Below are 19091 nucleotides of genomic sequence, written 5' to 3'. Positions count from 1 at the left end.
GGGGGGGGGGGGGGGGGGGCCCCCCCCCCGGGGGGGGGCCCCCCCCCGCGGGGGCCCGGGGGGGGGGGGGGGGGGGGGGGGGCGCGGGCCGCCCCCCCGCCCCTGTGCTGCCCACCTGCCCCGCGCGGATGCGCGGCCCGGCCCGACGCCACCCGAACGGCCCAGGACGAATCGTTCCGCCGCGCGGGTCCGGTCAGGCGGCCGGGAGCGGCGCCAGCGTGTCCACCAGGTCCGGCCGCTCCTTCAGCCAGGCCCGGACGGCCTCCTGCTCGCGGCCCTTGCCGGTGCGCTGGATCTCGGCCTCCAGCGAGGTCAGCTGCGCCTCCGTCAGTCGGAAGTCCTTCAGCCAGCGGGCGACCTCCGGCCGGTCGGCGGCGAAGCCCTTGCGGGACAGGCTGTGGATGCCGTCCCCCTCGCCGAAGGCGCCCTGCGGGTCCTGCAGCTTGCGCAGGTCGTACGAGGCGTACGCCCAGTGCGGCGACCACAGCACCACGGCGACCGGCTCCTTCTTCCGGTACGCCCGGTCGAGCTCGGCCAGCATGCCCGGGGTCGAACCGTCGAGCACCTGGTACTCGCCGGCCAGCCCGTACGCGCCGAGCACCTCGTCCTTGAGCTTGGCCATCGCCCCGGCGCTCGGCTCGATACCGATGATGCGGCCCTTGAACTGCGCGGAGCGGCCCTTGAGGTCGGCCAGCGAGGCCACGCCCTCGACGTACGAGGGGACGGCGACCTCGATGCTGGTCGGGCCGTACCAGGAGCCGAGGTCGTCCAGTCGGCCGCCGTACTTCTGCCAGTACTGGGCCTGGGTGACGGGCAGCCAGGCATCGGTCTGGACGTCGACCTGGCCCGCGGCGAGCCCGGTGAACAGGGCCCCCAGCTCCAGCTGCCGGGCCTCGACGCGGAAGCCGCGCCGTTCCAGCAGCTCCTTCCACAGGAAGGTCGAGGCGATGCCCTCGTCCCACGGGATGTAGCCGAGGGACACCGTGCGGCCCTTGCCGACGTCGGCCGCGCCGGTCGGCCCGTCCGTGCGGGCGCCGCCGAAGGTGCCGAGCGCCCCGGCGAGCAGCGCGAGGACGACCACGCCCGTGACGGCGTACGCGGGGCGCGGACGGTGCTGCCGGATCCGGGCGAAACCGGTCAGCGCCCGGGCCTTGGCGGCGGCGCGGCGGCCGAGCGGGGAGACGCGGCGGCCCAGCGCGCCGGTCATCCGGTCCAGGTACATGGCCAGGACGACGATCGACAGGCCCGCCTCGAAGCCGAGGCCGATGTCGACGCTGCCGATCGCCTTGTAGACGGCGCCGCCGAGGCCCCCGCCGCCCACCATGCCGGCGATGACCACCATCGACAGGCCGAGCATGATGACCTGGTTGACGCCCGCCATGATCGTCGGGAGCGCCAGCGGCAGCTGGACCCGCAGCAGCGTGTGCCGGGGAGCGGTGCCGAACGCCTCGGCGGCCTCGACCAGTTCGCCGTCGACCTGGCGGATGCCGAGCTCGGTCATCCGGACGCCGGGCGGCAGGGCGAAGACGATCGTGGCGATGATGCCCGGCACCACCCCGACGCCGAAGAAGACGATGCCGGGGATCAGGTACACCATCGCCGGCATGGTCTGCATGAAGTCCAGCACCGGCCGCAGCACGGCGCCGACCCGCGCGGACCGGGCCGCCCAGATGCCCAGCGGCACCGCCATGACCAGGGTCACGAAGGTGGCCACGAGCACCAGTGACAGGGTGGCCATGGCCTCGGCCCACAGCCCGACGGAGTCGACGAGGGCGAGGCCGGCGAAGGCCAGCACCCCGGCGAGCAGGCCGCGCAGCCACCAGGCCAGGAGTGCGAGCATGCCGGCGAACAGCAGCGGGTGCGGGGCGCCGAGTACGGCGCCCACGGCGTCGTAGAGCCCGGTCACGACCGCGCTGACGGCGTCGAACAGCCAGGACAGGTGCAGCTGGAGGAAGTCGACGGCGCTGTCGGTCCACCGGCCGAGCGGGATCCTAGGCACCGGCGGTCACCGCCCCGGCGCAGGCGAGCGGGGCCCGCGGCTCGTCACCGAGCAGGCCGACGAGCCGCTGGCGCGGCACCACCCCCGCCACCCGGCCGTCGGCGTCGCGTACGACGACCGGGTGCGGCACCCGCGCGCTCACCGCGCACAGCTCGCCCAGCGGGGTGTCCGGCGCCACGGACGGGCAGCCGCAGCCCGACGGGGTCTGCGCGTGCCGCCCCTGTTCCTCGGCGCCGGTCATCACCGCCCGCGCGGTCAGGACCCGGGAGCGGTCGACGTCCTGGACGAAGGAGGCGACGTAGTCGTCGGCCGGCCGGGACAGGATGTCCTCGGCCGTGCCGACCTGGACGATCCGTCCGTCGCGCATGACGGCGATGCCGTCGCCCAGGCGCATCGCCTCGTTGAGGTCGTGGGTGATGAACACGATGGTCTTGCGCAGCCGCCGCTGGAGTTCCAGCAGCTGGTCCTGCATGTCGCGGCGGATCAGGGGGTCCAGCGCGCTGAACGACTCGTCCATCAGCAGCAGGTCCGCGTCGGTGGCCAGGGCGCGGGCGAGCCCCACGCGCTGCTGCATGCCGCCGGAGAGTTCGTCGGGCCAGGAGTCCTCCCAGCCGGCCAGCCCGCACAGTTCGAGCGCCTCGGTGGCGCGCCGCTCGCGCTCCGCGCGGGGCACGCCCTGCACCTCCAGTCCGTAGGCGGCGTTCTCCCGCACGCTGCGGTGCGGGAAGAGCGCGAAGTGCTGGAAGACCATGCTGATCCGGGTGGACCGCACCTGGCGCAGTTCGCGCTCGCCGAGGGCGGCCAGGTCCTGGCCGTCGAAGAGGACGCGGCCCGCGGTGGGGGTCAGCAGTCCGTTGAGCATGCGCAGCAAGGTGGACTTGCCGGATCCGGACAGGCCCATCACGACGAAGATCTCGCCGGGCGCGACGCCGAAGGACGCGTCGATCACCGCCGCCGTCGTTCCGTCGGCGCGCAGCGCGTCGCGCTCCGCGCCTTCCTGGAGTCTGCGGACCGCTTCGTCGGGTCGGGGACCGAACACCTTGAACACGTGCTCGACCTGCAGCCTGGACACATACACCTCGCGGGGAGAAGGGGGTACGGCGCGCCGCACCCCCGGGCGGCGCGCCGTGGAGCCGGCGGGATCCGCCCGCCGGTCAGGGCGCCGGTGGTGTGTGGACCGGCGCCCTGACCTGCTCCGGGGCCCCACCTGCCCGGCCCTTAACTGGAGCAAACGCAAAGGTGATCTAGTTCACTTTTGGTGGTGTTTGTGACCCTTGGGTGGCGATACCGCGAATCCTTGCTCGTTGCGTATGTGTACGGGGCGGTTCACGGCCGGTCGGCTCGGGCGGCGGCCGGCCGGCGGGTGGCCAGGGCCACGGACGCGAGCGGGGGTACGGGCACGGGTGCGGCCGCGGGTGCGGGCCGCCGGGCACCGCGTCCGGCGAGGCGGCAGCCGAGGCAGTCGGGGTGGCCGCCGCGCGCCCCGGTGTCACGCACCCGCCAGTCCCGCTCGGCGTGGGGGCGGGGCCCCGTGGGCTTGCCCCAGCCGGCCAGGTGGAGCACCCAGGTCAGGACCGCCCCGGCCGCGACGACGGCGAGTCCGGCCCAGACGCCGGGCCATCGGCCCGCGCAGAACGCGGCGCCCGCGCCGGTGGTGCCGATCAGAGCCACCACCGTGCCGCTCCAGCCGGCCAGCGTGTGGCCGAGGTCGACATCGCCGTGCGCACTCATAAGCTCTCCCTGGGTCGCGCTCGTGGGCCTTCCGGACGTTTTATCTCACGAGCTAAGTTACTTAGATGCTAAGGAGTACCTCGGTGCAGGGCAAGACCCGCCCCCCGGCGACGGCCGCGGAGGCGATCCAGGGCATGGACGCGTACATGGCCCTCGGGGTCGTCGGCCAGCAGGAGGTGGCCCAGCTCCTCGGGTTGAACGTCACCGACCTGACCTGTCTCGGCTACATTCTGGGCGCGGGGGACACCCCGCTCGGCGCGGGCGACCTCGCCCAGCGGGCGAACCTCACCACGGGAGCCGTCACCGGCGTCCTCAACCGGCTCGAACGCGCCGGCTACGCCCACCGCCGGCCCGACCCGGCCGACCGGCGCCGGGTCCGGGTGGTGCCCGATCCCACGGCCGCCGCCCGGGTCGTCGCGGTCTACGAACCGATGTACGCGCGCCTGGCCGCCGTGTTCGCCGAGTACACCCCGGACGAGGTGGCCGTCATCGCCGACTGGTTCCGGCGCGCGGCCGAGGAGGCCCGGGCCCATCTGGACGACATCCGCTCCGGGCGGCTGTCGCCGGGCTGAGCACGGGCGGGCGCCCGGGCCGGGTTTCACCCGTTCGGTGGATCTGCGGAAGTCGTGCCATGTGACAAAACGAATGGTGACGCTCCGTCATGGTCCGCTGGTCCTCGCCCCGCTCCGGCCCCCGGGCCGGTCGAGAAGGAGAGTCCCGTGCCCCGTACCGATGCCGATGCCGATGCCGATGCCGTTGCCCTTGCCGTGACGCCCGCCGGGCCCGGGCCCGACCTCCCTCGGCCCGGGGCGCCCCTCCGCGCGCTCCGCTCGGCCCTCGCCGCGCTCGGGTCGGCGCTCGCCGTCCTCGTGTCGGCCACCGCCGTCCACGCGCTCCCGGCCCCGCCCCGCTCCCTGGTGCTCTCGGACCCGCGCGTCGTCGCCCACTACGACCTCGCCGCCGGTCGGACGCCGGAGAACCTCGCGGTGGAGCCCGACGGTTCCCTCGACCTCACCCTCGCCGCGGCCCGCCAGGTCGCCCACTACGACGCGTTCCGCGGCACCCGCGTGCTCGCGACCCTGCCCGCCCCGGCGCGCCCGGCCACGCCCGTCCTGGGCAGGGCCGTCACGACCGGCCTCGTACGCACCGCCGACGGCGCGCTCTACGTCAACTACGCCACCGGCACCGCCGACCTGACCGGCGTCTGGCGGATCACGCCCGACGGCGAGGTGACCCGCTTCGCCGCCCTCCCGGCGGACGGCCTGCCCAACGGCCTGGCCGTGGACGAGGAGCGCGGCGCGCTCTACGCCACCGACTCGGTCCTCGGCCGGGTCTGGCGCATCGCCCTCGACGACGGCGCGGTGTCCACCTGGGCCGCCGGACCCGCCCTGCGCCCGGACGGGTCCGTCGGCGCCAACGGCGTCAAGGTCCGCGACGGCGCGGTGTGGGTGGCCAACACCGACCGCGGCACCCTATTGCGGATCCCCGTGCGGGACGACGGCGGCGCCGCGCCGCTCACCGTCCACGCCACCGGCCTCGCCGGGATCGACGACTTCGCCTTCGCCGGCCCCGGCGACCTGGTCCTCGCCGCGCTCCACCTCGGCGGTGAAATCGCCGTGGTCCACGCCGACGGCAGCCACCACGTCCTGCTGAGCGGCCGGGACGGGCTGTCCAACCCGGCCGCCGTGGCCGTCGTGGGCCGCACGGTGTACGTGGCCAGCGCGGCGTTCACGACCCTGCGCGACCCCAACCTGCTCCGCGCCCGACTCGACGTCCGTCCCTGAACGTCACCTTCCGTATCGACCGCCTGACGATCGGACAGGTGATCGATTTTCGGTCCTTCGGTCGCTATGATCGTCCGCGGCAAGGCCGTAGCGCAGAGGTCGTCGCGCCCACGCGTCAAGCTGGAGGACGTCGGTTCAAATCCGACCGGCCTTGCCGTCTGACCCTTGTGTGTTGTGGACGCCGGACACCGGCGAAGGACCGGTGGAGTGGTGATGACCCAGCCCATACCCGTACGGTGCCCCGCCATCGAGCACCCCGACCTGCCGCTCGCCGACCCGGCCGCGCTGGACCCGCTGCTCGCCCGGCTCGCGGACGCCCGACCGGTCACCGGCGACGAGGCCTTCCCGCTCGGCACCTTGCGCGCCGACGGCCGCGTCGACCTGTGCAAGCAGGGCCTGGGCCCGGCCGGTGCCGCCCGGCTGCTGCCCGTCGCGCTCGGTTCACCGCACGCCGCCCACCTGCTGCTGGGCACCAACTCCATCGGGGACGAAGGCGCCCGGACCCTCGCCCGTGCCCTCGCCGAGGCACCCGGGCACGGCGTGCGCACCCTCTACCTCGGCTGCAACCGGATCGGCCCCGACGGCGTCGCCGCCCTCGCCGAGGCCCTGAGCGCGGACACCGGCGTCCGGGCCCTGTGGCTCAAGCGGAACCCGGTCTCCGAGGCCGGGGCGGGGGCCGGGACCGGAGCGGCCGGGCACCTCGCCCGGCTGCTGCGCCGCAACACCGCACTGCGCACCCTCGACCTGGTCAACACCGGCACCGGCCTCGCCGGTCTGCGCGGACTGCTCGACGCCCTGCTCGACCGGCCGGCCCCGCTGGAGCGGCTCTTCCTCGGCGGCAACGGCCTCGGCGCGGACGCGGCGCCCCTGCTGGCCGCGCTGATCCGGGACGCCGGCGTACGCGAGCTCTACCTGCCCGCCAACCACCTCGGCGACGAGGGCGCCGCCGTCCTGGCCGCCGCCGCGGCCACCGCGGGCCCCGGCTCCCCGGTCCGGCTCGGCCTCGGCGGCAACGGCATCGGCCCGCACGGAGCCCGGGCGCTGGCCGACGCCCTCGGTGGCATCGAGGCCCTCGACCTCGGCCGCCCCCTGTCGGAACGCAGCCTCGGCGCACCGCCGAACGCCACCGGCGACAGCGGGGCCCGGGCGCTCGCCGCCGCGCTGCCCGGCAGCCCGCTGCGCCGCCTGGAACTGCGCCACACCGGGCTCACCGGCCGGGGCGCCAAGACCCTGCTCGCCGCCGTGCCCGAGAACTCCCCGCTGGAGTACGTCGGCCTGGGCCCCGGCCTGCCCCGCAGGGTGAAGCGGTCCTTCGCCGAGCGGCTGCGGCCCGCCCGTCCCTCCCATCCCGACCTCCGGGCGATCGGCAGCGTGTACCGGTGACCTCCTCCTCCCCTTCCCTGCCCGGCGGCATCGCCCCCGGAGACGCCCCGGTCTGGCAGCGCATCCGCCGCTACGCCGTGCCGCGTTGGATGATCGAGCAGGCCACCGCGCACCGGCTGGCCGGCGACTGGCGCGCCGCCTGCGCCGCCGCCGCCGTCGATCCGCTCCTCGACCTCGACGACCTGCGGGCCCGCCACGGCGACGCCACCGCCGAGGCGGTCACCGACGACCTGCGCCACCTCGCCCCGGACCTGATGCGCTGGCACCTGCCGCGCCGCCTGGGCGGCCGGACGACGCTCGCCACCGATCGCCGGATCCTGCTCGCCCGCTACCCCGGCGCCCCCGCCACCTCGCAGGCCCTGACCCTCATCGTCACCACCACCCCCATGATGGAGGGGCCCCAGCGGCTGCGGCTCACCTGCGTCCCGCTCGGTGGCCGGGCCGCCCGGAACGCCGAGGACTGGACCCAGGCCCGGCACCTGTGGGACGCCCGGCACGCCGCCACCCTGCGGGAGCGCTGCACCGGCGGCGCCGACCGGCTGCCCTTCTTCCACGCCGACGGCACCCCGCTCACCACCGCCGAACTCCCCTCGCAGGACCCGGGACCCGGCGACCCGGCCGCCCGCTCCGAATGGATCGCCGTCCTGCACCACCGCGGCGAGACGGCCGAGGCGCTGCGTCTGACGGGCATCGTCTTCGACCCGGAGCAGCCCCAGTGGCTCCCCTCCGACTTCCGCGCCGGACCGGCGGCCGCCCTGGCCCGCCTCCCGCTCGACCTCGGCCGCCCGGCCGCCGAGTGCCGCAGACTCGCCGCCGCCGGTGTGAACGACCGGTTCCGGGCCGACTGGGTCTGGCCCCTGGTGCTGGAGCCGACCGGCCCGGCCCCCGAGGACCCGGTGCGCGCCCGGTTCGCCGACCGCGACGAGGCCGGGTCCGCCACCCGCCTGCCGGAGTACACCTGGCAGCCCCAGCCCGACCTGCACCTGCTGCGCACCGGCCGGCTCACCGTGGACGACCTGCACCCGCTGGTCGCCGCGGCCCTGTTCCCGCAGGCCCCGCCCGCCGCCGGGCCGCCCGGCCCGGCGGAGCCGGCCCCCGTACGGGTGCGCTGCCGCGACGGCGCGTGGCACGAGGTCCGCTTCCGGGGCGGCGACCTGGTCGTTCCGCACACGGCCCAGGAGATTCAGCGCGAGCAGGCGCTGCGCGCCTTCGGCGGGGCCGTCGCCGGCTGCTTCGCCGTACGGGAGTACGCGCGCTCCGGGCAGGGCCGGCTGCCGCGCGCCCTGCACGAGCAGCGGCGCGAACTGATGCTGCGGGCCCAGCACGGGGACACCCCGGGCGTCGTCGCGCTGCTCGACGCGGGCGTCGACCCCCGGCTCGTCCTGCCCGGCCGGCGCACCCTGCTGCACGTGCTCCACCTCCTCGACCACCGGGAGCTGCTGCCGCGGCTGCTGGCCGCGGGCCTGGACCTGGAGGCCGTGGACCACGGCGACCGCACCCCGCTCATGACGGCCGTGACGTACGGCGGATCGGCGGAGCTGGTCCGTGACCTCCTCGCGGCCGGGGCCCGCCTCGACGCGCTCGACGACATGGAGCTGTCCCTGTCCCAGGTGATCCGCCGCTACCGCCGCGACGACCTGGCCTTCCTCGCCGAACGGGTGGACGAGGAGTTCCCCGGCGTCGGCGCGGAGTGGTTCGACGAGTGGATGGAGGAGCGCGCCGAGTACGCGCAGTACGACGGGCAGGAGGACGAGGACGAGTGAGCAGCGGCTCCGCCCCTGACCGCCCCGCCTCCCACGACCCGGCCGGCCCCGGGGCGGCCGCCCGCCTCGCCGGTGGTCCGCTGGCCGCCGCGGACGCCCTGGTCGCCCGGCTGGGCGTGACCCGGACCGAGCCCGCCGCCCACCCCCAACTGGAGGCGCTGGCCCTGGCGGTGACCGCCAACCAGCCGGTCCTGCTGTGGGGCGAGCCCGGCATCGGCAAGTCCGCCGCGCTGCAGCAGCTGGCCGCCGGGCTCGGGATCCCGCTGGAGACCGTCATCGCCAGCGTGCACGAGCCCTCCGACTTCGCGGGCCTGCCCGTCGTCGGCGACGACCCGGCCACGACCGGCGTGCCCATGGCGCCGCCGGACTGGGCCGTCCGTCTCGCCCGCACCGGCCAGGGACTGCTGTTCTTCGACGAGTTGTCCTCCGCCCCGCCCGCCGTGCAGGCAGCGCTGCTGCGGGTGGTGCTGGAGCGCCGGGTGGGCAGCCTGCAGCTGCCCGAGTCGGTGCGGATCGTGGCCGCGGCCAATCCGCCGGCCAGCGCCGCCGACGGCTGGCACCTCAGCCCGCCGCTGGCCAACCGGTTCGTCCACCTCGACTGGACCCACCGGCCCCGCACCGTCGCCCGCGGCATGGCGGGCACCTGGCCCGAGCCGGCCGTCCCCACCGTCGACCCGGCCCGCGTCTCCGGCGCGGTGGCCCGGGCCCGGGGCGTCGTCTCCGGCTTCCTCACCGCCCGCCCCGGGCTGGTCCACCACCTGCCCGCCGACGCCGAGCACCGCGGCCGGGCCTGGCCCTCCCCGCGCACCTGGGAGATGGCGCTGCGGCTGCTGGCCACCGCGTACGCCACCGGGACCGGGCGGGAACCGCTGGCCGCCGCGCTCACCGGCGCGGTGGGGGAGGGCGCCGGCCTGGAACTGCTCGCCTACATGGAGCACCTGGACCTGCCCGACCCCGACCAGGTGCTCGCCCGGCCGGACGCCTTCGCCCTGCCCGAGCGCGGCGACCGGCAGCTGGCCTTCCTGATCGCCGTGGTCGCGGCCGTGCAGGGCGACCTCACCCGCCGCCGCTGGGAGGCGGGCTGGGCGGTCCTGGCCAAGGCCGTCGAGGCGGGCGTGCCCGACGTCGCCGCCCGGGCGGCCGCCGACCTCGCGGCGATGCGGGACCTGGACTGGCCCGTCCCCGAGGGCATCGACGCGTTCGTGGAACTGCTCCAGCTCGCCGGTTCGCTGCCGGGCGGCGGCTGAGCGGGGCCGTGGACACCGCGAAGCTCCTGGCCGCCCGCTACCGGGCGGCCGAGGACCGGCCCTACCTCGCCTCCGCGCTGTACGCCCTGACGGTGGTGCCGTCCTCCCGCGTGCGGACCATGGGCGTCGACCGGCACTGGCGGGTGTACGTCTCCCCGGAGTTCGTGACTGCCACGCCGGTGGTGGAGCTCGCCGGGGTCTGGGTGCACGAGGTCGCGCACCTGCTGCGCGACCACCACGGGCGGGCCGGCCGGCTCCCGGCCGCCGACCAGCGCGACCACCTGCGGGTCAACATCGCCCAGGACTGCGAAATCAACGACGACCTCCTCCAGGACGGTCTGGCGCTGCCCGAGGGCCGCATGGAGCCCGGGCGCTTCGGCCTGCCCGCGGGCGGCCTCTTCGAGGGCTACCTGCCGGCGATCCCGGCCACCCCGCACGCGCCGGACTGCGGCTCCGGCGCCCACGGCACGCCCGCTCCGTGGGAGCGGGGCGAGGACGAGGGCCCCGCCCGCGTCGGCCCGGTCGAGGCCGAGGCACTGCGGCGGACCACCGCGCAGGCCATGCGGGAGCACCGGCGCGGCCGCGGCCGGCTGCCGGCCGGCTGGCAGCGCTGGGCGGAGGAACTGCTCGAACCCACCGTCGACTGGCGGCAGGTGCTGGCGGGCGCGGTCCGGGAGGCCGCCGCCTGGGCCGGTGGCGCCGTCGACTACACCTACCGCCGGCCCTCCCGCCGCACGCCCGCCCTGCGCGGAGTGGTCCTGCCCAGCCTGCGCCGGCCGCTGCCCCGGGTGGCGATCGTCGTCGACACCTCCGGCTCGATGGGGGAGGACGACCTGGCCGCCGCGCTGGGCGAGGTCACCGGCGTGCTCCGGGAGGTGGGCGTACGCGGCAACCGGGTGGCCGTCCTGGCCTGCGACGCCGACGTGCAGGCCGTCACCCGGGTGACCGGCGCCGACCAGGTGACCCTGGCCGGGGGCGGCGGAACGAACATGGTGGTGGGCATCGAGGCCGCGCTGGCCCTGCCGGACCGGCCGAACATCGTCGTCGTCCTGACCGACGGCTGGACCCCCTGGCCGGCCGAGACCCCCTCCTGCCGGCTGATCGCCGCGCTGATCGGCGCGGACGCCCCCGAGCCGCCCGCCTGGGTGGAATCCGTCCGGGTCGGCTCGGCGTAGCCCGCCGGGCCCGCCGCCGCGGGTGGTCGCCGCCGCCGGGGCCGGTCGTACGTCCGACCCGGTTCCGTACCGCAGCCGGACGGGTGGCGGGCGGTCCGCCGCCGTGTCCGGTGCGGGGCGCGGCGGGAAGGACGCCCTGCGTGCCGGTGATCGTGGGGACGTCCGGATGGCAGTACCGGGACTGGTCCGGCGTCCTGTATCCGCCCGACGTGCCGCAGCGGCTGTGGCTGGAGGAGTACGCGCGCCGCTTTCCCACCGTGGAGAGCAACAACGCGTTCTACCGCCTCCCCTCCCCGGACACCTTCGCCGCGTGGCGCTCGCGCACGCCCGCCGGCTTCGTGTTCGCGGTCAAGGCCAGCCGCTTCCTCACCCACATCAAGCGGCTGCGCGACCCCGAGGAGCCGGTGCACCGCCTGATGGAACACGCCGCCGCCCTCGGTGACCGGCTCGGACCGGTGCTGCTCCAGCTGCCGCCCACCCTGCGCGCCGACCCCGCCGCGCTCGACGCCTGTCTGCGCTGCTTCCCCCCGGGCACCCGGGTCGCGGTCGAGCCGCGCCACACCTCGTGGTGGACCTCCGAGGTCCGCGCGGTGCTCTCCGACCGCGGCGCCGCGCTGTGCTGGGCCGACCGCGACTCACGGCCCGTCACCCCCCTGTGGCGCACCACGGACTGGGGCTACGTCCGCTTCCACCACGGCCGTGCCGCACCCTGGCCCTCGTACGGCCGGGCCGCACTGCGCGGCTGGGCCGGTCGGATCGCCGAGGCGTGGCCGCCGGGGGCGGACGTGTTCGCGTACTTCAACAACGATCCGGGCGGCGCCGCCGTGCGCAACGCACTCTCCTTCGCCCGGATCACGGGCGGCGGCGATTAGTCGCCAACTCGGCTTGCGGCCTTGTCAGTTGTGTCGCGCCTCCCAACAATGCGCATGACAACCGGAGGATCTTCGGTTGCATGACGTCAGAGGGGAACCCCCACATGAACAAGCCTCTCGCCGCCGCCGTGCTGTCCGTGCTGCTGACCGGAGCGGCCGTGACCCCGGCCGTCGCCGCCCCGCGGCAGGAGCAGGCCGCGCCCGCCGTCGCGGTCACGTACGCGGGGACGGTCGCGCTCAGCAACTGCTCCGGTTCGGTCGTGCGCACCCCCGCCTCCCAGCCGAACGACCCGGCCCTCGTCCTGTCCAACGGGCACTGCCTGGAGACCGGCTTCCCGGCCGCCGGCGAGGTCGTCAAGGACCGCGCCTCCAGCCGGAGCTTCTCGCTGCTGAACGCGTCCGGGAGCAGGGTCGCGACGCTGCGCGCCAGCAAGATCGCGTACGCCACCATGACCGACACGGACGTCGCGATCTACCAACTCACCAGCACCTACGCGCAGATCCAGAGCCGCTACGGGATCAGCGCCCTCACCCTCGACGACGCCCACCCCGTCCAGGGAACGCCGGTCAAGGTCGTCTCCGGGTACTGGAAGCGCACCTACAGCTGCAACGTCGACGGGTTCGTGTACCGCCTCAAGGAAGGCGAGTGGACCTGGAAGGACTCCGTCCGCTACACCTCCTCGTGCAACACCGTCGGCGGCACCTCGGGCTCACCCGTGATCGACACCACCACCGGCAAGGTGGTCGCCGTCAACAACACCGGAAACGAGGACGGCGGACGCTGCTCGGTGAACAACCCCTGCGAGGTCGACGAAGCGGGCAACGTGACGGTCCGCCAGGGCATCAACTACGCGCAGCAGACCTACCTCGTCGTGCCCTGCGTCGGCCCCGGCAACGTGATCGACCTGAACCGCGCGGGCTGCGCGCTGCCCAAGCCCTGACATCCGGAGCCCTGACGGCCTGACGCCCTGACGGCTGACGCCCTGCCGCCGCCCGGCCGTCACTCGAAGCCGTACCGCCGGTGCGACTCCTCCTCCTGCGCCAGCCGGTGCAGCGCCTCCATCACCGGCTGGAACAGGATGGTCGCCGCGACCACCACCTCCGCCTTCTCCACCTCGGTCGGGTGCGTCTCCACGAAGTCCAGGTCCCGCCGGGCCGCTTCGTGCATCAGCCGCGCGTACGGCGCCATCAGCTCGGCGTCCCAGGGGTAGCCGAGCCTGCGCAGCGTGGCCACCGCCACCACCAGGGAGCGGTACACGGGTGAGAGCGCGCCCAGCTCCCGGGCACCGGACCAGCCCAGCATCCCCAGCAGCCGCTCCACCTCCCGCACCGCGTCCACCGCGGCCGGGTCCGACGGATCCGGCTCGGGTCCGTGCGGCAGGGCCCACAGGGCGGCGCCCAGCCGGATCGTGCGCCCCAGCGAGTCGTCGTCCACGTGCGCGAGCACCTCCCGCGCCGTGGCCACCGGAACCTTGCCGACCTGGACGATCGCGCGCACCAGCCGCAACCGCCGCAGGTGCTCCTCGCCGTACTCGGCGGTGGTCGCGCTGACCCGCCGGCCGGGCGGCAACAACCCTTCGCGCAGGTAGTACTTGATGGTCGCGGTGGAGACCCCGCTCCGCTCGCTCAACTCGGCCAGCCGCATCGTCCGTACCCTTGTACCTCTCCTTGGGGAGTGCCACTATCCAACCATGCTCACGAAGCCGACGCGGGGCCACACCACCGCCGCCGCCGACGGGGACGTCGTCGTCCTCCTGATCGGAATGCGCATCAACCACTTCTGGGCCGTGCACCACTGGCTCCCGGTCCTCGTCGCCATGCCGCGCATGCTGCGCGAACTGGCCCGGGACAAGGAGCGGGGACTGCTCGGCCACGTCCTGCTCACCGCCTCTCCTCGGACGTACTACGTCGTGCAGTACTGGGAGTCCAAGGAGAAGCTCTACACCTACGCCAAGGCACCCGACGCCCTCCACCACAAGGCCTGGGCGGTCAGCAACCGCAAGCTGCGCGCGGGCAGGACCCGCGGCCATGTCGGGCTGTGGCACGAGACGTACGTCGTGCCCGCCGGGTCGTACGAGTCGATCTACTTCGACATGCCGCCGTTCGGACTGGCCGCGGCGACCGGGGCGGTCCCCGTCGAACAGCGCGGACGCACCGCCGCCCAGCGGTTCGCCCACCGGACCCCGGCGGAGCACGGTTCGGCCTGAACCGACCGGGGTCCGGCCCGGGGCAGATCCGCGCCCCCGGGCCGGGCCCTCTGGCGGCGCGGGCGGCGGTCGGGCACCATCGCCGGTGCCCGGACGAACCGGCCCGACCGAGGAGTTCACACCGCCATGGCACCTGCACTCCGCTCACGCTCCGCCGCGACCGCCCTCGCCCTCGCGGCGACCGCCCTGGTCGCCGGCGCCACCGAGGCGCAATCGGCCCCCACCGTCACCAAGATCAGCCACTCCACCGCCACCTCGATGTTCCGGCAGGTCGGCATCACCTGGTCCTCGTCCGGCGGCTGCTCGGACCGCAACAACCCGACGTGCACCTCGTTCGAGCAGCTCAACCTCGCCACCGCACAGGGCGCCCAGACCCTCAAGCGGGCCACCGGATGCGCCATCAACATCACCGGCGGCACCGAGACCGGCCACGCGGGCGGCACCTACTCGCACTGGAACGGCTACAAGCTCGACTACGCCAAGGGCACCTGCCTCACCACGTACATCAAGAACACCTTCACGTACATCGGCCCGCGCGGCGACGGCGCCCTCCAGTGGCGCTCCGGCTCCGGCAACGTCTACGCCGACGAGGGGAACCACTGGGACGTCGTCTACTACAACTGCGGAGGCTGCTGACCCCCGTCCGTCCCGCGGCGCCGCCCACCGGTCACGGTCCGGTGGGCGGCGCTGTGGCGTTCGCCGGGGGTGTGCGCGGGCGCGCGGGGGCGCGCGCCGGGGCGGATGCGCCAGCTGCTGCGCATCAGGAGGCATCCCCGTGCACAAACGCCGGTTCTTTCGGCTTGGCTGGACGTTGAGAGACCTGCTTGTTGTTTTCCGGCGGCCGGGGACCTGGGGGGCAGGCACGCCACAGGGGGAGCCACCAACTTTGACCGGGAAGGATTCGCGTCGTCGTGGATCTTGTCGAGAACGCCGCCCTCGCGCTGATAGCGACCACCTCCGCCCGTCTGCGGGACGCCGACGGGCCGTCGCTGTCGCTGTCGCCGTCGCAGCCGGTCGCCCGGCGCGGCGGCCGTGGGATCACGACCCGTGGGGGAGCGCATGAGTGAAGGAGAGTTCGACCCGTCCGGGGACAAGACCGTGTCCAGCGAACTGGCCGGGGTCCTGCCGGTGGACTTCCTGGCGTTCCACTCCCAGCACCACCGGGTGTACCTGCACTACGCCCATCTGCAGCTGGGAACGCGCCGGGTCGCCGTGGACGTCGTCGACGACGTGTTCACCTTCCTGCTGAAGGTCTGGCCGCAGGTCCTGCGCCAGGAGAGCCTGCACGGCTTCGCGTGGGCCGTGCTCCGCGAGCACGTCGAACGCCGCCTGGCCGTCCTCGACCGGCCGGTGGCCATGGTCGAGACGGCCTGGTTCGCGGCCCTGCGCCGCACCTCACGCAAACGGCTGGAGCTGCTGGAGTCCAAGCTGGGCCTCTACGCGGCCATCGCCGAACTGCCGGAACGGCACTACGACGTCATGCTGCTGACGTTCCTGGCAGGACTCGAGGGCGAGATGGTGGCGCAGCTGATGGGCATCGCGCCCGCCACCGTCCGCTCGCACATCCGCACGGCACGCCGGGTCCTGGCCCGGAGGATCGGGCTGGAGTGGGTACCTGGAGAGGAGAAGGAGCAGTGAGCGACACGATGCCGGGTCGCGACGCCGTGTCCATGGATGTGGGCGAGGCCCTGAAGGACGCGGAGGTCCTCACCGATGAATACGCAGGTTTCGACGAGTACGCGGCACGCCGCCGCATCGCCCGCCGGGTCGTGGCGGACCGGGCCCGCAGTGTCGCGGCCCGCCGCTCACCACCGGCCGTCCCCGCGCAGTGCCCTCTTACGGCGGCGGCCGACCGCCAGCTGATGCTCGACGCGGCCTGCCACGTGCGGGCCGCACGCTCCCTGGACGCGCTGGCCCAGGTGCTCGTCGACAGCCGGGAGTTCACCGGGCGCGCCCTCGCCGTCGACGCGTGGCCGCACAGTCAGGAGGCGGCCCTGCTGTTCGGCTGCCTGCTGCACCTCGGCGGCCTCACGGAAGGCGCCCAGTTCTGGCTGCAGTACGCCGCCGGGGCCGGCTCCCACACCGCGGCCCGCGCCCTGTACCTGCTGCACCTGACGCGGGCCGAGGTCGCCACCGCCCGGCACTGGAACCGGCAGGCGGCGGCGCTGCCCCCGGAGGAGGACCTGCCCCTGCTGCCCGCCGTCCCGGACGATCTGGAGGACGCACTCGACGCCGGGGTCATCTGGACCTCGCCGCCCATCACCACCCAGGACCTCACCCGCATCAGCACCCCGCCCCCCACGGACCCGCGCACCCACCGGCGGCTGCCCGCGGCGCTCAGGCGCGCCGTCAGGGCCCTGGCGCCGGTGGAGCACGTGGACCTGGGGGAGGTGTACACCACCACCGCCCCGCTCGCCGTGGCCCTGGCGCGCAACGCCCGGCTGGAACGGCCGCACCCGGAGCAACCCACGGGCCACCGGCCGGCGGACCCGCCGCCGGTGCCCGCCCCCCGCCGCGCCGTGCGCGGGCCCCAGGGCCAACCGCCCCCGGCCGCGCTCGCCTCCGTCCACCGCGCGCTGCGGGTCCTGGAGGTCATCCACCGGTACGCGGGCGGGGTCGGCCTCGCGCAGATCGCCCGCGAGACGGGCCTGCCGCAACTGGTCCTGGCCCGGGTCACGGACCAGCTGGTGTGCACCAACCTCGCGGAGCCGATCGGTCCGGGCGCGTACGTCGTGGGCTCCGCGCTCCGGCTGACCGGCCACGCGGTGGCCGCGGAACTGGGTCAGCTGCAGCAGACCCTGGCCTGCGTCCGGGACGCGGTCGGGGCCGCCGTGTACGTGGCCCGCTACCAGGACGGCGAGGTCAACATCACCCAGTACGCCGACAGTCCCGCCGCCCCGGTCGTGGACGAGTGGGTCGACTTCCGGGCCGCGGCCCACGCCTCGGCGGTCGGCAAGGCCCTGCTGACCCAACTGGACCACGACGAACGAAGGGACCACCTGCTGCGGCACAAGGCGGTCCGGTTCACCGCGCACACGCTCGGCACCGAGCAGGCGCTGTTCCGGCAGCTCGACGCCCACCGGCCCGGCGCCGCGCTGTACGACCTCCAGGAGTACGCCCTGGGCACGGTGTGCGCGGCGGTGCCGATCAGCCGGGGCCCCAACGCCGAGTGCGTGGCGCTCTCGCTGCCCGACCCCGACCCCTGGCGGCTGCGGAAGGCGGCCAGGATCCTGCAGAGCGAGGCGGCCGCCGTCCTCCTCGCGCTGCTCGTCACCGGCACCTCGCCGGCCGTCCTGACCGTGGCCGGCTAGGAGCGGCCCCCCGGAACCCGGTCGGTCCGTGCCGCCTCGGGGCGGCACGGACCGATCGGTCTTTTCGTGCTACGTCAGTTGTTGATGCAGATGTTGCCCGCGGCCGGGTTCACCAGGCCGATGATGTTGATGCTGTTGCCGCAGACGTTGATCGGGATGTGGATCGGGACCTGCACCACGTTGCCCGACAGCACGCCGGGGGAGCCCACGGCCGCGCCCTCGGCAGTGGCGTCGGCGACAGCCGTGCCGGCGGCGCAGCCCAGGGCCAGACCGGCGGCGGCCACGGCCAGAGCCGCGTTCTTGAGAAGACGAGACATCGTAAGTTCTCCTCCACGCTCAACCAACGGCACATCGCGTGCCGCTCGGACCGGACAGCCCGGCCCGCACTCTTTCTTCGGCGCTCGTCCCCCGCCCCCCGAGTGCTCGGCGCCGTAATCCCCCGAAAGGGCGACCCGGGGCCCGCCGACCGCCGCAGCCCGCCGACCACCGGCGACGGGCGGCCGGCCTAGGCCGAGGTCACGTCCGGGTACGGGCCCAGGTAGCGGAACGCCCCGGATTCCGCCCGGAACAGATGCGCGGTGCGGTCGCCCGTCAGGACCCGGGTGGCCGGGTCGAAGGCGAGCGGCTTGACCAGACCCTGGTGCGCCGTACGGAACACCCGCCGCGACAGGCTGCCCCGGTCGCGGGCCTCGGGGTCCAGCCCGGCCAGCGCGGCGGCCAGCAGCCCCACCGCGTCGTACGCCTCGGCGGCCCACCGCGCCGGCGCCTCCCCGTACGCGGACCGGTGCGCCGCGACGAACCCGGCGGCGGCCGGCACCGCCAGCGGGTCGGCGTGGAAGGTGCTGAACATCCAGCCCTCGGCGGCCGGGCCCGCCGCGGTGAGGAACGCCGGCTCCATCACGTCCTGGATCCCCATGCGCGGCCCCTGGAACCCCGCCTCGGCGAGCGCCCGCGCGAACCGGCCCGCGCGCTCCGGCGAGGTGCCCGCGAACACGGCCGCCTCCACCCGGGCCTGCACCAGGGCGCGCACGGCCGCGCCGAAGTCGGAGCCGCCGGCCGGCATCCGGTGGACCGTCACCGTGCCCTGCGCGGGCGGGGCCTGCTCCAGCGACCGGGTGAGCTGCCAGGCCGGCCCCGCGTCCGGGCTGTCCTCCACGACCCCGGTACGCCGGGACGGCCGGACCCAGGTGAGGTGGTGCAGCACCGGGATGACGATCTGCGAGGCGGGCGGGCAGGTGCCGCACAGCGTCCGCCAGTCGCCCAGGTTGTCCGGGGTGGCCGAGGAGACCAGCACCTGGGTGACGTCCGCGGCCAGGCAGCGGGCGGCGACCGCGGGCAGCGCCGCCGCCACCGTCGGCCCGACGAGGGCGAGCACCCCGGGCTCGGCGAGGAGCTGTTCGGCGGCGCGTTCGGCGCGGGTGGCGTCGCCGCCGTCGTCACCGACCCGCAGCGCCAGCCGGAACGCCGTGTCGGTCCGCGCGTTGTGCCGGTCCACGGCCAGCCGCATGCCCCGCTCGTGCGCCTGGCCCACCGCCTTGCCCGGCCCGGTCAGATCCGCCTGGAGGCCGATCGTCAGCGTGGGCGACGCGCCGGGGTCGCGCGGCGCGGCCGCGCCCCCG

19 protein-coding genes are annotated in these 19091 nt (G+C 75.2%); 13 read left to right on the top strand and 6 right to left on the bottom strand.

Translation table 11 applies throughout. The features are described from left to right. Nucleotides 1–193 precede the first annotated feature (193 nt). The 3 genes from LG632_RS22905 to LG632_RS22895 form a co-directional block, all read right to left on the bottom strand. Nucleotides 194–1999, bottom strand: coding sequence for an ABC transporter permease/substrate binding protein (locus LG632_RS22905; protein WP_226729312.1), 1806 nt, complete (start codon nucleotides 1997–1999; stop codon nucleotides 194–196). Further along, nucleotides 1992–3071, bottom strand: a complete 1080-nt coding sequence (locus LG632_RS22900; RefSeq protein ID WP_226729311.1) for a quaternary amine ABC transporter ATP-binding protein — start codon at nucleotides 3069–3071, stop codon at nucleotides 1992–1994. Before LG632_RS22900 ends, LG632_RS22905 begins: the two co-directional genes overlap by 8 nt. Before the next feature lie 254 nt (nucleotides 3072–3325). Beyond that, on the bottom strand, nucleotides 3326–3730 hold the full coding sequence (locus LG632_RS22895) for an HGxxPAAW family protein (RefSeq protein ID WP_226729310.1): 405 nt from the start codon (nucleotides 3728–3730) through the stop codon (nucleotides 3326–3328). A gap of 83 nt (nucleotides 3731–3813) precedes the next feature. On the opposite strand from LG632_RS22895, the gene LG632_RS22890 reads away from it, so the two are divergent. The 8 genes from LG632_RS22890 (at nucleotide 3814) to LG632_RS22855 (ending at nucleotide 12895) form a co-directional block, all read left to right on the top strand. Then, nucleotides 3814–4302 carry a MarR family winged helix-turn-helix transcriptional regulator gene (locus LG632_RS22890; protein WP_226729309.1) on the top strand — a complete coding sequence of 163 codons (489 nt, stop codon included), beginning with the start codon at nucleotides 3814–3816 and terminating at the stop codon, nucleotides 4300–4302. A gap of 147 nt (nucleotides 4303–4449) precedes the next feature. Further along, the gene (locus LG632_RS22885; protein WP_226729308.1) at nucleotides 4450–5514 is read left to right on the top strand and encodes an SMP-30/gluconolactonase/LRE family protein; all 1065 of its coding nucleotides are present in this window, start codon (nucleotides 4450–4452) and stop codon (nucleotides 5512–5514) included. A 213-nt stretch (nucleotides 5515–5727) separates the two neighbouring features. After that, a complete protein-coding gene (locus LG632_RS22880) occupies nucleotides 5728–6897 on the top strand; it encodes a leucine-rich repeat domain-containing protein (RefSeq protein WP_226729307.1) in 1170 nt (389 codons plus the stop codon). Then, nucleotides 6894–8660, top strand: a complete 1767-nt coding sequence (locus tag LG632_RS22875; protein WP_226729306.1) for an ankyrin repeat domain-containing protein — start codon at nucleotides 6894–6896, stop codon at nucleotides 8658–8660. Before LG632_RS22880 ends, LG632_RS22875 begins: the two co-directional genes overlap by 4 nt. 80 nt (nucleotides 8661–8740) lie before the next feature. Continuing rightward, entirely contained in the window at nucleotides 8741–9907 is a 1167-nt protein-coding gene (locus tag LG632_RS22870) for an AAA family ATPase (RefSeq protein WP_226729314.1), read from the top strand. 8 nt (nucleotides 9908–9915) lie between these two features. Continuing rightward, entirely contained in the window at nucleotides 9916–11082 is a 1167-nt protein-coding gene (locus LG632_RS22865) for a vWA domain-containing protein (RefSeq protein ID WP_226729305.1), read from the top strand. A 140-nt stretch (nucleotides 11083–11222) separates the two neighbouring features. Then, the gene (locus LG632_RS22860; RefSeq protein ID WP_226729304.1) at nucleotides 11223–11954 is read left to right on the top strand and encodes a DUF72 domain-containing protein; all 732 of its coding nucleotides are present in this window, start codon (nucleotides 11223–11225) and stop codon (nucleotides 11952–11954) included. 104 nt (nucleotides 11955–12058) lie between these two features. Continuing rightward, nucleotides 12059–12895 (top strand): S1 family peptidase, encoded by an 837-nt coding sequence (locus tag LG632_RS22855; RefSeq protein WP_226729303.1) that lies wholly within the window; start codon nucleotides 12059–12061, stop codon nucleotides 12893–12895. Between the two features lie 59 nt (nucleotides 12896–12954). Here the strand turns inward: LG632_RS22855 and LG632_RS22850 are convergent, their stop codons facing one another. Then, a complete protein-coding gene (locus LG632_RS22850) occupies nucleotides 12955–13599 on the bottom strand; it encodes a MerR family transcriptional regulator (RefSeq protein WP_226729302.1) in 645 nt (214 codons plus the stop codon). 46 nt (nucleotides 13600–13645) lie between these two features. Between LG632_RS22850 and LG632_RS22845 the strand changes: the two genes are divergently transcribed. From LG632_RS22845 to LG632_RS22825, 5 genes are all read left to right on the top strand, one after another. Beyond that, complete coding sequence (locus LG632_RS22845; protein ID WP_226729301.1) at nucleotides 13646–14161, top strand: DUF4188 domain-containing protein; 516 nt, start codon at nucleotides 13646–13648, stop codon at nucleotides 14159–14161. Between the two features lie 126 nt (nucleotides 14162–14287). After that, entirely contained in the window at nucleotides 14288–14797 is a 510-nt protein-coding gene (locus LG632_RS22840) for a hypothetical protein (protein WP_226729300.1), read from the top strand. Between the two features lie 275 nt (nucleotides 14798–15072). Then, nucleotides 15073–15228 (top strand): hypothetical protein, encoded by a 156-nt coding sequence (locus LG632_RS22835; protein ID WP_226729299.1) that lies wholly within the window; start codon nucleotides 15073–15075, stop codon nucleotides 15226–15228. Continuing rightward, on the top strand, nucleotides 15221–15799 hold the full coding sequence (locus LG632_RS22830; protein WP_226729298.1) for an RNA polymerase sigma factor: 579 nt from the start codon (nucleotides 15221–15223) through the stop codon (nucleotides 15797–15799). The genes LG632_RS22835 and LG632_RS22830 overlap by 8 nt, the downstream gene beginning before the upstream one ends. An 881-nt stretch (nucleotides 15800–16680) precedes the next feature. Then, the gene (locus LG632_RS22825; RefSeq protein ID WP_226729313.1) at nucleotides 16681–17472 is read left to right on the top strand and encodes an IclR family transcriptional regulator domain-containing protein; all 792 of its coding nucleotides are present in this window, start codon (nucleotides 16681–16683) and stop codon (nucleotides 17470–17472) included. Nucleotides 17473–17546: 74 nt separating this feature from the next. Here the strand turns inward: LG632_RS22825 and LG632_RS22820 are convergent, their stop codons facing one another. Beyond that, entirely contained in the window at nucleotides 17547–17789 is a 243-nt protein-coding gene (locus LG632_RS22820; RefSeq protein ID WP_226729297.1) for a chaplin, read from the bottom strand. A 188-nt stretch (nucleotides 17790–17977) separates the two neighbouring features. After that, nucleotides 17978–19091: ABC transporter substrate-binding protein (locus tag LG632_RS22815; RefSeq protein ID WP_226729296.1), on the bottom strand; the 1114-nt coding region annotated here is incomplete at its 5' end.

Source organism: Streptomyces antimicrobicus, assembly GCF_020532625.1.
In the GTDB taxonomy this organism is placed as follows: Bacteria; Actinomycetota; Actinomycetes; order Streptomycetales; family Streptomycetaceae; genus Streptomyces; species Streptomyces antimicrobicus.
This window is presented reverse-complemented; position numbering and strand designations above follow the sequence as displayed.

What these genes read in the sequence shown, in the direction of transcription:
- LG632_RS22895 (WP_226729310.1), bottom strand. Translation starts at nt 3,730, where the DNA reads ATGAGTGCGCACGGCGATGTCGACCTCGGCCACACGCTGGCCGGCTGG.
- LG632_RS22880 (WP_226729307.1), top strand. Translation starts at nt 5,728, where the DNA reads ATGACCCAGCCCATACCCGTACGGTGCCCCGCCATCGAGCACCCCGAC.
- LG632_RS22855 (WP_226729303.1), top strand. Translation starts at nt 12,059, where the DNA reads ATGAACAAGCCTCTCGCCGCCGCCGTGCTGTCCGTGCTGCTGACCGGA.
- LG632_RS22850 (WP_226729302.1), bottom strand. Translation starts at nt 13,599, where the DNA reads ATGCGGCTGGCCGAGTTGAGCGAGCGGAGCGGGGTCTCCACCGCGACC.
- LG632_RS22845 (WP_226729301.1), top strand. Translation starts at nt 13,646, where the DNA reads ATGCTCACGAAGCCGACGCGGGGCCACACCACCGCCGCCGCCGACGGG.
- LG632_RS22840 (WP_226729300.1), top strand. Translation starts at nt 14,288, where the DNA reads ATGGCACCTGCACTCCGCTCACGCTCCGCCGCGACCGCCCTCGCCCTC.
- LG632_RS22830 (WP_226729298.1), top strand. Translation starts at nt 15,221, where the DNA reads ATGAGTGAAGGAGAGTTCGACCCGTCCGGGGACAAGACCGTGTCCAGC.
- LG632_RS22820 (WP_226729297.1), bottom strand. Translation starts at nt 17,789, where the DNA reads ATGTCTCGTCTTCTCAAGAACGCGGCTCTGGCCGTGGCCGCCGCCGGT.